Below are 14,064 nucleotides of genomic sequence, written 5' to 3'. Positions count from 1 at the left end.
ATGGCTACAATTTTCACAAAAATTATCAATGGCGAAATCCCGTCCTACAAAGTTGCTGAAAATGAAGAATTCATTGCATTTTTAGACATTAACCCTAATGCCAAAGTCCATACGCTTTGCGTGCCAAAAAAAGAAGTCAATAAACTATTTGATTTAGATGAAGTGACTTACATCAAATTGATGTCCTTTTCAAGACAAGTGGCTTTGGCTTTACGACAAGTTGTTGACTGCAAGCGAATTGGTATGTCAGTTGTAGGATTAGAAGTGCCACACGTACACGTGCACCTGATTCCCATCAATGCTATGAAAGATATGACGTTTCAGCACAAAGTCAAAATGTCTGATGATGAGTTTAAGGCTTTGGCTGAAAAGGTTGCTAAGGTTTTTAATAAGATGTAATTCCGTCTTAATTGTAACTTTAATTATATAAATACCGTCAAATATCTGACGGTATTTTGTTAAATTATAAATCAGGGTAATTTTAGTCAATGGTTAAAGGTTAAGTAACGTGAGTTCGATTTATTGAAAGCTGTAAATCAGATGATAACATCTTTTTGTTAGCAAATTTTGTCATTTCGAACGAAGAATGAGGAGAAATCTCATCCTACTGAGATGTCTCATCGCTCGTGCTTCGCTCTATCGACTTGACAAATGATTAAATATCTATATTTTATTGGAATTTATATCGAACTCACCTTAAATAGGGAATCCTCATTCTTCTATAAACCACTAAATTTCAGTTATTAAACTTGAAGAATTTGGTGATTTTTGCCAAATGAATTTAAGTCAAAATAATAGATGGATAAAATTAGCCTGTCATTTTCCTTGGGATGAATGTGTTAAAATTTATTCGAATGACTTACAGGGAAGAAATTGAAATCATAGAAAATGGATAAATCCATTCACCATCGAATATTTGCAATCCATAGCCCACGGTTTAAACCGTGGGCTATGGAAAATGCACAATCCTAAGCGTTTCAACGGTTTTTAATAGTTATTTTTTGTGGACGAGGCGTGGCGACCAACGGAAGCCACGAAACGCACAGACAAAAAAAAACAAAAGACAAACAACTATAGCGGAAAGCGGGAACCGACCTTAGCAAACAAGACTAAAGTTTTTCTGCTTCTAAAAAATTTTGTTTATCATTAATAATACGTAAACCGCCTGACTTTCGCTATGTGTTTAGCCAGACGGATAACTTGATGGCTGTAGCCGTATTCATTATCATACCAAACATAAAGTATGCAGTTTTTTGGATGTTCTGATATTGTTGCATTGCTGTCAAAAATAGATGGTTTTGCGTTGCCAATAATATCGCTTGACACCATTTCATTGTTGATGGCATATTTAATTTGTTCAACCAATTCGCCTTCAAGTGCATAAGTTTTGATACACTTGTTTATGTTTTCAAGGCTCACTTCAGATTTTAGGTTGAGATTTAAAATTGCCAAAGAGCCATTTGGCACAGGAACCCGAATAGCATTAGAAGTTAATTTGCCTTCTAATTGAGGAAGTGCTTTGGCAACCGCTTTGCCCGCACCTGTTTCGGTAATCACCATATTGATGGCAAGAGCACGACCACGTCTGTATTTTTTATGCATATTATCAACCAAGTTTTGGTCGTTGGTATAGGCATGAATGGTTTCAAGATGACCGTTTTCGATGCCAAATGTATCTTCAATGGCTTTTAAAATAGGCGTAATAGCATTGGTTGTGCAAGAGGTCGCCGAAAAGATATCGTGTTGGTCTAAATCAAATTGGTTTTGGTTGACACCGTGAACGATATTAGGCACGCCTTTGCCAGGTGCGGTAAGCAAAACTTTTGACACGCCTTTGGCTTTGAGATGTCGGCTCAAAGCTTCTTTATCTCGAAATGCTCCGGTATTGTCTAAAACCAAGGCATCTTGAATGCTATATTGTGTATAATCGATATTTTCTGGCGAATTTGAGGTGATCAAATAAACTGTAGTACCGTTTATAACCAAAGCTTGATTTTCATAATCTGCAACCACATTGCCGTGAAATTCGCCGTGAATGGAGTCGTTTTTTAACAAAGACAAGCGTTTGTCAATAATCTCATCGGTGATATTTCCTCGAGTTACAATGGCTCTTAACCTAAGTTGGTTGCCACTTCCCGTTTTGGTCATGAGTTCACGAGCTAAAAGCCGACCAATTCTTCCAAAACCATAGAGAATAACATCTTTTGGTGTGATATCAGAATGGTATTCAATGCCTATAAGTTTAGAGACTAAAAAATCGTTGACATCTTCGTAGTCTTGACTTTCATGTTGAAATTCGTGGGTAAGTTTGCCCAAATCTATTTTAGCTGGTGGCGTTTCCATTTCAAGCAGTGCTTCAGCTATGTTTAAAGATTCAAAGACACTGATGGGTTTTTCTACAAATGCACGTGTGTAATGGTGCAAATCTAAAACCTCAGCAACACTTTTGTTGATAAGTGAATTTCTAAAAAGAACGAGTTCAACCGCTCGGTCAAACCATAAATCTTGCACAATTTTGATGAGTTGAGCAACTGTTTTGCTCATTTTGGCTTGCTCTGACAATTGAATATCGATGTGTTGTAATGTAGGCATAATAGATTTTTTTTTGCAAAAGTATCAAACTATATCGTTTTCGTTTATATAATTATTCAATATTTTTCTCTTTTGCCACTAATGCATTAAAAATCTTGTAGTCATTAATGAATTAGTGGCTTAAAAAAAATTCTTATAAACGTGAGTTTGACAAACAACATATAATGACTTTTTAACATATAAGATAAAGAATATTTTCATCATAAAGCATAGTTTCGATAATTCCAACAAATTTCGGGATTCTTTGTTTTACTTCGAAAAATCACTCAATTTGACGGTTTTATAAAATTGCGATATAGCTTTAACCATAAAAAAAATTACTATTCGATAAACATCATTTATTTTTAAAAATCATTAAATTCGCAAAAACTTAAGCATTGAATATACTTGTTACAGGCTCAAAAGGTCAATTGGGTTCAGAATTCAAATGTCTTGAAGAAGATAGTGAACATCATTTTCAATTTACAGATTCCAAAACTTTAGATATTACAGATATCGAGGCATTAAATTTTTATTTTAACAAAAATCATATTGATTTGATTATCAATTGTGCAGATATACCGCTGTAGATCAAGCAGAAGACGATGTTGAAAAGGCATTGAGTATCAATCGCGATGCTATATATAACTTGGTTAATATTTGTGAAAAACATCAAATAGCCTTAATCCATTTTTCAACAGATTATGTGTTTGATGGTCAAAATTACAAACCCTACACAGAAGATGATGCGGTTAGCCCTCTTGGTGTTTACGGACAATCTAAACGTGCAGGTGAAGAGGCTATTTTAAATTCAAAAGCGAGCAGTTTAATTGTTCGTACTTCTTGGTTGTATTCAAAATATGGTCATAATTTTATGAAATCAATGTTGCGTTTGGGGCAAGAGCGTGATCAGCTTCAAATCGTTTATGATCAAATCGGCACGCCAACACATGCACGAGATTTGGCAAAAGCCATGATGACTTGTGTAAGCCAATATATGATTTGGCAAAATAAACAAAGTATTTATCACTATGCCAACGAAGGCGTTGCCTCATGGTATGATTTTGCTAAAGCTATTTTTGATAAGGAAGCTATTGACTGTAAATTAATTCCTATATTGTCAAAAGATTATCCAACAAAAGCTAAACGTCCTCACTATTCGGTTATGGATAAAAATAAATTCAAAACGGTTTTTGGGATAGAAATTTTACACTGGCAAGACTCCCTCAAAAGCCTTTAATATTAAAGTTTAAAGTTTATTTAATTTTTATTAATTTTGCACTAACTAATCCAATCCTTTTGAAGTTCAATATTAATCTTAGTATCAATTATTGTTTATATGGCTCAATCTAAGCCACAGTATATAAAGGCAAACCCAAAAGTATCATCTTCAAAACATTGGTTTGTGATTTATTGCAAACCCAATACAGAGAAAAAAACCGCTCAGCACCTATCGGAAATAGGCATAAAAAACTATTGCCCTACCCAAACTGTTGTAAGACAATGGAGCGATAGAAAAAAGAAGATAAACATCCCTGTCTTGCCTTCTATGGTTTTGGTTTACATCAATGAAAAAGAGAGAAACAGTGTGTTTCAAGTCACAACAGTGATGCGATATTTATTTTGGTTGAACCAACCCGCAAAAGTAACAGAAACCGAAATTGATAATCTTAAAAAAGCCTTGTCAAGCAATTACAAAGGCATTGATATAAAACAGATTAGTCCTAATAGCTCTGAAGTCAAATTAAAAGGATTTGGGATAGAAGAGAAAGATGGACAAATAAAATACAAAACCAAGTCGCATTATTATATATATTTAAATCGGCTTGGTTATTTGATTAAGGTCAAACGGTAGCATCTTAATCATCTTATAATCAAAATTTTAGCGATTTCAAATGGGACTCGCTTTGGCGAAGCCGTGCCAAGTAGCGAGATAAAATGTTAGCCTGTTTTAAAAAGTATGATTTTCCTTAAAAAATTAAAAACACACTGTCGTAGTGCAAAATTTTAAATAAATTACACAATAATTTTGTAATCAGAAATATTTGAGCCTTGCCAAATACTGGTGAAATAGAGAAAACATAAATCATTTTATTTAACAATGCATATTACTAAAACCAACTTGAACAATTGCCTAATTATTCAGCCCGATATTTTTAAAGATGAAAGGGGCTATTTTTTTGAAAGTTTCAATCAGCAAAGGTTTGAAGAAGCTACAGGCATATCACCTCATTTTGTTCAAGACAACGAATCTCAATCGCAATACGGCACCATAAGAGGCTTACACATGCAAACTGGCAAGTGGTCTCAAGCCAAACTCATCAGAGTCATCAAAGGGAAAGTTAAAGATGTGGTGATAGATATGAGAAAAGATTCACCGACGTTTAAACAAAAATTTGAAATTGAATTGTCTGAAGACAACAAAACACAACTCTACGTGCCAAAAGGCTTTTTGCATGGCTTTTCTGTGTTAAGTGAAACAGCCATATTTTCTTATAAATGCGATAACTATTATCACAAAGTCGCCGAAACAGGCGTCAATCCTTTAGATAAAACCTTAAACATCAATTGGGGTGTTTCAGCAGAGGAAGCTATTATTTCGGGTAAAGATAAGGAAGCAAGAGGGTTTGAGAATATTCTGAAAAGATGGTAGATGACAAAAGAAATAAGTTGAGTTAGCTATAACAAATATACAAAAGCCAGTGTTACATCTAATTGCACAAATCACTGTTATAACCATCGTCACCTTAAAAATGCTACTGCAAACACGCTTTTTCATAAAGTCAAAAAAGCAATGAAAAGTATCCGATAGAAATCCTGATTTGCATAGACAAGTTTACTGTTGGATGAAACGAAAAAGACTGTAATTGCTACAGAATTGACCAATGTCAATAAAGTAAAAAGTGTTTATATTAAATCAACTGATGAATATTTGGCTAAAGCCTTAACTCCAATATTTGAAGAACATCAGTAAATCTGCCAAAATAATGTTGGATAAATGGAGCGGGAACAGACCGTTAAAACAACTATATAATATCAAGCAAACCCCAAAAAACAATGCAGCTAATTTCAAACAACTACACCCAGTGATCATACAAGTTAAATCTTGGCACGATGGAAAGCAAACCTAAATATCAATGTCAAGTAAAATAGGACTTAAGTGTATAATTCAATAAGTAAATTTATATGATATTTAAGGAAAAAAACTCACTGATGAGGACATATAGAATAATGAGATATCTATATATAAAAAAAATACCATTTTTACCAGGTTTAATTATGAGACTGATAAGAATAATTTATTCTTGTGATTTACCCTATAAATGTAATTTAGGTCAAGGTGTCAAATTAAAGCATAATGGTTTAGGTGTCGTTATTCATCCGAAAGCAATTATAGGTGATAATACACAAATTTATCAAAACGTATCTATTGCAGGTAGAAATAATAGAGGTACACCAATAATTGGCAAAAGGGTTTTCATAGGTGCTGGTGCTTGTGTGTTAGGTGGTATCATTATTGGGGATGATGCAGTTATTGGTGCTAATAGTGTAGTTATAGACAATATCCCACCAAAAGCAGTTGTAGTAGGAATACCTGGGAAAGTAGTGAAAATAAAAAAATAATATATTTAAATGTCCAAAACTGTATCTAATTCAAAAGTCGCAAGTAGTATTTTATGGGTATTGATAGAAAAGTTTGGATATAGTATTCTTAACTTTATTTCAGTAATCATCCTGGCAAGGTTGCTTACTCCTTATGATTTTGGTTTAGTAGGCACTATAGCTATTTTTATTTCTATTTCTACAATGATGATTGAATCAGGCTTTGGTGTTGCATTAGTTAAGAAAAAAAATGTAACTGAAATTGATTATTCAACTGTTTTTATTTTTAACCTACTCATTTGCAGTCTCTTGTATGTTGTTATTTTTTATGGAGCAATACCTATATCCACTTTTTATGGAGAACCAATATTAAAAAACATTATAAGAATAATGTCATTAATGTTTTTTTTTAATGCATTCACCTTAACACAACGCGTTCATTTAATTAGAGAGTTAAAGTTCAAAATCCAAACCTACATAAGTTTAATATCTTTTCTATTTTCTGTTGTGCTTTCTATTGGATTAGCTTTACTAGATTTTGGTGTTTGGGCACTTGTAGCACAACGTTTACTTTATACCTTTATATATTCATTGTTAGTTTTTATTAAAGTAAGATTTTTTCCAAAACTGATTTTTTCTTTTATAGAATTTAAAAAACTCTTTAGTTTTGGCGGACGTATTATATTATCCTCATTTTTACAAACCGCCTATAATGACATTTTTGCATTAATTATTTCAAAGGTCTATTCTATTAACATAACAGGTCTTTATACACAATCTCAAAAATTAATTAGTTTCCCGTTAAATATTTTTAGATCAATTTATGATGGAGTCGCTTTTCCAATTTTATCCAAAATTGATGATAATGAAGAGTTTAGCTCAATGTGCTCAAAAATTAGTAGATCGGTCTATATGTTGTCGTTCCCTTTGCTTTTACTTATACCTTTTAAAGCTGATTTAATAATTGAAATTGTTTTAGGGGAACAATGGATAGAAGCCACCCCGATTTTAAAGATTCTAAGTATTGCAGTCCTCATATTACTTGTTGAAATGGCAAATTTAAATACTCTTAAATCATTTGGAAATGCTAAGCTTTACCTTAAGGTTGGTGTTATTAGAACTATTGTTGGGTTTATAATTTTAGGTGTTACCATAAATTTTAGTTTAACTGTTTTACTTTGGGGAGTTGTGTTAACTAACCTTATTTCCTGTTTGTTGGCTATCTATTATGTTAATAATTCAAATATTTATTTGATTAAAAATCAATTAAGAGATATTATATTTCCTTTATTTGTTTCTTTAATTGCAATTATTATGTCAAAATTTTTAGTATTTTTTTCTACAAACTATATTCTTATTGATTTACTTATATTTCTCAGTATCTCGCTTATTTTATATATTTTTATAGTTTATATGCTAAAACCTAAAGAGTTTAAATTAATAAAAATATTAATTCTTCATTCAAAAGATAAAAGCTTAACTAAGAATGAATAGGATAATTCAATTAATAGTTTTGTTAATATCTATTTTAATTCATTTAGGTAATATACCTGTTGGTTTTGATAGTTCATTTTTTCAGTTAATTCTATTTCTTACGTTTGTATCCCTACTATCACATTTTTTTATAAGGAAGGAAAAAAACTTAAATATAAAAAAACAATATTTCAAAATATCTGTGATTTTTATAATCACTTTTTGTATAGCACATTTTCAAATATATATAGACTATTTATTAGGTAATGTTAATTCTTCACATACTTTTCTGTGGATAAACAATAGAGTTGTTAGCAAAGCTTTAAGCTTGTCATCATTGGCACTGATTTCGTACATCTTTTTTTATGATATAAGACCTAACTTTGACGTGAATTTAAAACAAAGAGAAAGAAAAGGTTTAAAAAATGTTAATATAAAGTTACTTAATGTTATAGCTTCAATCTTATTGCTTTTATATCTAATATTTGTTAACAAAGCTTACTTATTTGGAGGTTATGGGAATAGTAATATAGAACATGAAGCTGGTTATTTTTCATTACTTTTTGAATCTTTAATTAATGCAATTATTATTTTAAACTGTAGAAACATCATAATCAGCAACCAAAAAGTTGAAACCATAATGCAATATATATACGGCATAAAATTTACATTATTCCTTTTAATTATTTACTTAATTAGTGTTATGATAAGTGGAGATAGAGGACCATTGATTTATAATAGTGTATTTGTATTATTTGGATATATATATGTAACTAAAAAGAAAATTTCAGTTGTTAAATTAAGTGTTTTGCTTGTCTTAAGTGCTTTTATTATAACAATCTTAGGAATTGCCAGAAGATTTAAAGAAGAATCAAATTTTATAACAAAAATACAACAAGCCAATAATGTTGAAGAAAAAAATCATTATTACCCAGAATCTTTTTCTAGTAATACTAGAGAGTTAGCTTCTACTGCAAGGACTCTAAATTTAGCTGTTGAATCTGAACAGAGATTTTATGGTTTATTTGCACTACAAGATTTAATGCTTTTAATTCCTATGCTTAAGGGAACATTTATAAATTTTTATGATATTCCTAAACCTCTTACGAGTTCTGCTCAATTTTTAACATTTTACAACTTAGGCAGTTATGCTAGTTAGGGAGTAGGAACATCCTGCGTGGCAGATGTTTACTTAGATTTTGGCACTTTAGGTGTATTAATAATATTCTCCATATTTGGTTTTGTAACGAGATACTTAGAAATAGTATCATTTAAAAAATCAATTCCTTCAATTTTTCTTATTGTTTGTTGTTTTTGTGTTTTGTCTTATAGTATATATATACCCAGAGCAACTATACTATATTCTTTAAATAAGACTGTGTATATATCATTATTTATTTTATTAGGAGTCTATTTTAGTAAAACTAAATTTAGATAATTCATATTCGTTTATAATGAAAATTCTCTTTTTAGAAGCTGTACAAAATTTTGGAGGAGCAAGAAAAAGCACCTTGGAGCTTGCCATGCGTCTATCAAATACTGGCAATGAAGTATTGGTGGTTGATTTTTGGGGTAGCTGTACTCCTTTTGTTAATAAAGCAAAACAATATAAAGTTCCTGTTGATTTAATTGATAAAAGAGATACACCTTTTATATTGTACAATCAAAATAAAATTCGAATGTTTTTTAATTACATTCAGTATTATTTTATGTGGCTAAAATATAGGAGCATCATTAAAAAAAAGATAAATGATTTTAAAGCTGATCTTGTCATTGTAAATAATGCTAAGACTTTATCTATACTCTCAAATTCAAATAATTACAAAATTGCTTACTTTGCTAGAGGTTGGTTTTTGCCTAATACAATTCCTTTAATAAACAAGCTTTTGATAAGAAAAAAGGTTGATATTTTTTTAGCAGTTTCACAATCTACTCGACAAGCAATTTTTTCTGGTGGTTTTGCAAGTTTAGATAAAATCTATGTGATACCAAATGCTGTTAAAGACCAAGCTGTGGATGAGGCAAATAGCTCCTTAAAAAAAGAACATAACAAACCCTTTACAATTTTACATTGTGGAGGTTTTCTGGAGACGAAAGGGCAACATGTGGTTGTTGAAATCGCAAAAAAACTTAAAGAACAAGAACTTGATTTTAAAGTTATTCTAGTAGGTATATTATATGAAGGTGGTGTTTCACAGAAATATTACGCATCAATAAAAAACTTTATAAATGAAAATAAATTAAATAATGATATTGAAATTATTCTAAATGAAACAGAAGTGTTGGATTATTTCAAACAAGCGGATGTTTTAGTGCATCCAACCCACACAGAAGGGTTGCCAAGAGTTGTTATGGAAGCAATGATGTTAGGGAAACCTGTAATTGGTAACCCCGCAGGTGGAATGACAGATTTTATTGTTAACGATTTCACAGGATATATAACCAATTTTAATGACGTTGATGACTATTTGTTTTATATCTATAAAATAATGAATGATAAACACTTGTATAACTATTTATCAAACAACTCAAGAAACTTAATTAAATATAACTATACTGAAGAAAACCAATGTAATGCATTTAATAAAATTAAGTTTTAGATGAAACTTACTATTTATACACCAACTTATAATCGAGCTTATCGTTTGCCCCATTTATATAAAAGTTTACTAAGGCAGACAAATAAAAACTTCAAATGGCTAGTTTTAGATGATGGCTCTACTGATGATACCAGTGAACTGGTTAAAAAATGGATTGATGAGAGAAAAATAAATATCAAGTATGTTTATCATGCTAATATAGGTAAACAAGCAACAGTAAATGTAGCTCACGCCTTAATAGATACAGTTCTAAATACTTGCGTTGATTCAGATGATTTTCTCCTAGATAACGCTGTTGAAATTATTCTTAATGAATGGTATAAAATAGACTCAACTGAAATTGCAGGAATTGTAGGTCTTGATGTTTATAAAGATGGAAGTATTGTTGGGAGTAAATTTCCCGACAATATAGATATACTTTGCTTCTCTGATTTTAAAAAAAATAACATATATGGAGATAAAAAATTTGTATATAAAACTGAAATTATTAAAAAATATAAATATCCTCAAATTAAGAAAGAAAAATTTCCAGCACCTGGATATATCTATAGGCTAATAGATATAAATTATAAATTGAAATTAATTAATGAAGCCCTTTGTGTAGTGGAATATTTAGATGATGGTATTTCAAGTAATAAATTTAATCAGCTTAGGAATAATCCTAATTCATTTATTTTTTACAGAAAAGAGAGAATAAAGTTAGCTAGGGATAATAAAGATCTTCTTAAAAACTATTTCCACTTGGTTTACACTTGTTTTTACGCAAAAGTTAATCCATTTAAAGTTAATACGTCAAAGACCCTTACATTATTGGTTTTCCCGTTTAGTGTTATTTTTTATATATACTTAGAACTTACAAATAAAAAAGGGGTAGTATGACAGGTAGACAAAAATTTAAAAAATACAATAGTGTTATAAATATTTTAGTATTATTTTTTGGAATATTTGGAAAGAAACTTAACTTATTATTTTTTAATTTATTTAGATGGACAGGTGGTTATAGTGGTCTAATACTAAGATATATTTTTTTAAAGAATATTATAAAAAAATTAGGCTTAAACGTTGCTATTCACCCTGGAGTATTTTTATTAAATATTAAAAATATAGAAATAGGAAATAATGTTAGTATTCACCCAATGTGCTACATAGAAGGTGCAGGTGGCATAAAAATTGGTAATAATGTTTCTATTGCTCATTCAACATCATTAATATCTACAAACCATACATGGGATAATGAAAGTCTTCCAATAAAGTATAATCCAGAAACTTTTGATAAAATTATAATTGAAGATGATGTTTGGATTGGATGTGGTGTGAGAATATTATCAGGTGTAAAAATAAGCAAACGTTCTGTAGTTGCAAGAGGTGCAGTTGTGAATAAATCGTTTACAGAAAAATCATTAATTGGTGGATTACCAGCAAAATTAATTAAAAAGATTAATGACTGCTAAACTCCTCCGCATCACCACGGTGCCAATATCCTTAAACGTCCTATTAAAAGGGCAGTTAAAGTTTATGAAAAATCATTATGAGATACTGGCCGTATCCTCGAGCTCTGAAAGTGAATTAAAGGAAGTCAAAAACAGAGAAAGAGTTGCCACTTACCAATTGGAAATGACCCGAGCCATTACACCGTTGAAAGACTTAAAAGCAGTTTGGCGACTTTACAAGCTCTTTATCAAAGAAAAACCACACATCGTGCATACACACACTCCCAAAGCTGGTACTCTGGGAATGCTTGCCGCTATAATGGCACGAGTTCCAATCCGTTTACACACCGTAGCTGGTTTACCCTTATTAGAAGCATCAGGCTTAAAACGTATGTTGCTTGATGCGGTAGAAAAACTGACTTACAAATGCTCTACCAAAGTATATCCCAACTCTAAAGGGCTTTATAAAATCATTCTAAATCAAGGTTATTGTAAAGATCAAAAACTAAAACTCATCGCCAATGGCAGTTCCAACGGCATCGACACTACCTATTTCAGTCCAGCCCATTTTTCAGAACAACAAAGCCAAGACTTAAGACAGCAATTAGGCATTCAAAAAGAAGATTTTGTTTTCATTTTCGTCGGTCGTTTAGTCAGCGATAAAGGCATTAATGAATTAGTCAGTGCGTTTAAGTCCCTTTCCTTTGGAGAGGGATTTAGGGAGAGGCTCCTACTGGTTGGTCCCTTAGAATCCGAACTCGACCCGTTATTACCCGAAACGCTTAAAGAAATAGAAGTTAATCCCAACATCATCACCACAGGCTTTCAAGACGATGTCCGTCCTTATTTTGCGATGAGTGACGCCTTAGCATTTCCAAGTTACCGCGAAGGTTTTCCCAATGTCGTGATGCAAGCCGGCGCGATGGGTTTGCCGAGTATCGTCAGTGATATTAATGGCTGTAATGAAATTATAGAAGAGGGAAAAAATGGTTTAATTATTCCCGCTAAAGACACAAAAGCTTTACAGCGTGCTATGATAAAATTAATAAAAGACCAAAATCTATATGAAAAGCTTAAAAGCAATTCCAGGGAGATGATTACCTTACGCTATGAACAAAGGTTGGTTTGGGAGGCAATATTAGAAGAGTATAATCAATTAGTCAAAAACAAAAATGTATAGATCAGCTCTAAAACCCATATTCGATTTCTTTTTCGCTCTTACCAGTTTACTAATACTCAGCCCGATTTTCCTTATCGTTACAATCGCCCTGTTATTTGCTAACCAAGGGCAAGCTTTCTTCCTTCAAAAACGCCCAGGCAAAAATGAACGCATTTTTAGCATCATCAAGTTTAAAACGATGAACGACAAAAAAGATAAACAAGGGAACTTACTGCCAGATGCCGAGCGATTGACCACAATAGGAAAATTTGTTCGCAAAACCTCTCTAGACGAAATACCACAGTTAATAAATGTTTTAAAAGGTGATATGAGCTTAATCGGTACTCGACCCTTACTGCCAGAATATTTACCCTTATACAACAATGAGCAAAAAAAACGCCACAACATCAAGCCTGGCATCACAAGTTGGGCACAAGTCAATGGCAGAAACACTGTTAGTTGGCAAGATAAATTTGAGTTAGATGTGTATTATGTCAATCATTTAAGCTTTAAATTAGATTTAAAAATTATACTTTTGACCTTCAAGAAGGTTTTTAAAAGCGAAGGCATTAGTCAGACCGGAGAAGCTACTGCAGAAAAATTTAAAGGAAACCCATCATGAGTATGATTCAAATATACGGTGCCAGTGGTCACGCTAAGGTGGTTTTAGACTGTCTTTTAAGTCAAGGTGTTTCAGAATTTTATATCATTGATGATGATTCTAGGATAAAATCAATTCTAAATTTTGAAGTTCATCAAACTCATAAAGCTAAACCTATACAAAGCATAATCGCGATTGGGAATAATTATACCAGACAAAAAATCAGTCAGACTTTAGATTTTAATTACACAAAAGCCATACACAAAACGGCTTTAGTCTCTAATTTTTCATCTATAGATAAAGGTAGTGTTGTTTTTGCTTATGCTGTGGTCAATGCTAATTCAAAAATTGGACAACACTGTATCATCAACACCTCTGCTGTTGTAGAACACGATTGTATTGTCAATGACTATGTGCATATTTCACCTAATGCCACGCTTTGTGGTGGTGTTAGTGTGGGTGAGTTAAGTCAAGTTGGTGCTGGTGCTGTTGTCAATCCTGGAGTTTCAATAGGCAAAAATTCAATTATCGGAGCAGGTGCTGTTGTGACTAAAGACGTTCCTGATAATGTGGTGGTGGTTGGCAACCCTGCAAAAGTTATTAAGACCATAAACAAAAAAATATAAT

At 31.7% G+C, this 14,064-nt stretch carries 14 protein-coding genes and 2 pseudogenes; 15 read left to right on the top strand and 1 reads right to left on the bottom strand.

The features are described from left to right. Entirely contained in the window at window positions 1–399 is a 399-nt protein-coding gene (locus tag IGB25_RS12375) for an HIT family protein (RefSeq protein ID WP_211065266.1), read from the top strand. A gap of 747 nt (window positions 400–1,146) precedes the next feature. Here the strand turns inward: IGB25_RS12375 and IGB25_RS12370 are convergent. Beyond that, window positions 1,147–2,592, bottom strand: a complete 1,446-nt coding sequence (locus IGB25_RS12370) for a glyceraldehyde-3-phosphate dehydrogenase (RefSeq protein ID WP_211065265.1) — start codon at window positions 2,590–2,592, stop codon at window positions 1,147–1,149. A gap of 377 nt (window positions 2,593–2,969) precedes the next feature. On the opposite strand from IGB25_RS12370, the pseudogene rfbD reads away from it, so the two are divergent. From rfbD to IGB25_RS12305, 14 genes and pseudogenes are all read left to right on the top strand, one after another. Then, window positions 2,970–3,811, top strand: a pseudogene (gene rfbD / locus IGB25_RS12365) (dTDP-4-dehydrorhamnose reductase). 99 nt (window positions 3,812–3,910) lie between these two features. Beyond that, window positions 3,911–4,426 (top strand): transcription termination/antitermination NusG family protein, encoded by a 516-nt coding sequence (locus tag IGB25_RS12360; RefSeq protein ID WP_211065264.1) that lies wholly within the window; start codon window positions 3,911–3,913, stop codon window positions 4,424–4,426. A 246-nt stretch (window positions 4,427–4,672) separates the two neighbouring features. Continuing rightward, window positions 4,673–5,224, top strand: coding sequence for a dTDP-4-dehydrorhamnose 3,5-epimerase (gene rfbC, locus IGB25_RS12355; protein ID WP_211065263.1), 552 nt, complete (start codon window positions 4,673–4,675; stop codon window positions 5,222–5,224). Window positions 5,225–5,413: 189 nt separating this feature from the next. Next, window positions 5,414–5,545, top strand: a complete 132-nt coding sequence (locus IGB25_RS15215; RefSeq protein ID WP_256437225.1) for a hypothetical protein — start codon at window positions 5,414–5,416, stop codon at window positions 5,543–5,545. 239 nt (window positions 5,546–5,784) lie between these two features. Further along, window positions 5,785–6,195, top strand: coding sequence for a serine O-acetyltransferase (locus tag IGB25_RS12350; protein ID WP_211065262.1), 411 nt, complete (start codon window positions 5,785–5,787; stop codon window positions 6,193–6,195). A 9-nt stretch (window positions 6,196–6,204) separates the two neighbouring features. Next, entirely contained in the window at window positions 6,205–7,668 is a 1,464-nt protein-coding gene (locus IGB25_RS12345) for a lipopolysaccharide biosynthesis protein (protein WP_211065261.1), read from the top strand. Beyond that, window positions 7,661–8,806, top strand: coding sequence for an O-antigen polymerase (locus IGB25_RS12340; protein WP_211065260.1), 1,146 nt, complete (start codon window positions 7,661–7,663; stop codon window positions 8,804–8,806). Before IGB25_RS12345 ends, IGB25_RS12340 begins: the two co-directional genes overlap by 8 nt. A gap of 12 nt (window positions 8,807–8,818) precedes the next feature. Further along, window positions 8,819–9,085 (top strand): annotated as a pseudogene (gene wzy / locus IGB25_RS15700) (O-antigen polysaccharide polymerase Wzy); the annotation flags it as partial. Between the two features lie 16 nt (window positions 9,086–9,101). After that, the gene (locus tag IGB25_RS12330; RefSeq protein ID WP_211065258.1) at window positions 9,102–10,247 is read left to right on the top strand and encodes a glycosyltransferase family 4 protein; all 1,146 of its coding nucleotides are present in this window, start codon (window positions 9,102–9,104) and stop codon (window positions 10,245–10,247) included. Continuing rightward, entirely contained in the window at window positions 10,248–11,126 is an 879-nt protein-coding gene (locus IGB25_RS12325) for a glycosyltransferase family 2 protein (protein WP_211065257.1), read from the top strand. It abuts the gene before it with no gap. Next, window positions 11,123–11,698 (top strand): acyltransferase, encoded by a 576-nt coding sequence (locus IGB25_RS12320; RefSeq protein WP_211065256.1) that lies wholly within the window; start codon window positions 11,123–11,125, stop codon window positions 11,696–11,698. Before IGB25_RS12325 ends, IGB25_RS12320 begins: the two co-directional genes overlap by 4 nt. Then, a complete protein-coding gene (locus IGB25_RS12315; protein ID WP_247653515.1) occupies window positions 11,688–12,857 on the top strand; it encodes a glycosyltransferase family 4 protein in 1,170 nt (389 codons plus the stop codon). The genes IGB25_RS12320 and IGB25_RS12315 overlap by 11 nt, the downstream gene beginning before the upstream one ends. Then, entirely contained in the window at window positions 12,850–13,458 is a 609-nt protein-coding gene (locus tag IGB25_RS12310) for a sugar transferase (protein ID WP_211065254.1), read from the top strand. The genes IGB25_RS12315 and IGB25_RS12310 overlap by 8 nt, the downstream gene beginning before the upstream one ends. 2 nt (window positions 13,459–13,460) lie before the next feature. Next, the gene (locus IGB25_RS12305; RefSeq protein WP_247653514.1) at window positions 13,461–14,063 is read left to right on the top strand and encodes an acetyltransferase; all 603 of its coding nucleotides are present in this window, start codon (window positions 13,461–13,463) and stop codon (window positions 14,061–14,063) included. Window position 14,064 lies beyond the last annotated feature (1 nt).

It is taken from the genome of Flavobacterium sp. CS20, assembly GCF_018080005.1.
Classification (GTDB): Bacteria; Bacteroidota; Bacteroidia; order Flavobacteriales; family Flavobacteriaceae; genus Psychroflexus.
Note: the sequence above shows the minus strand (reverse complement) of the source record. Positions and strands in the feature narration are given on the sequence as shown.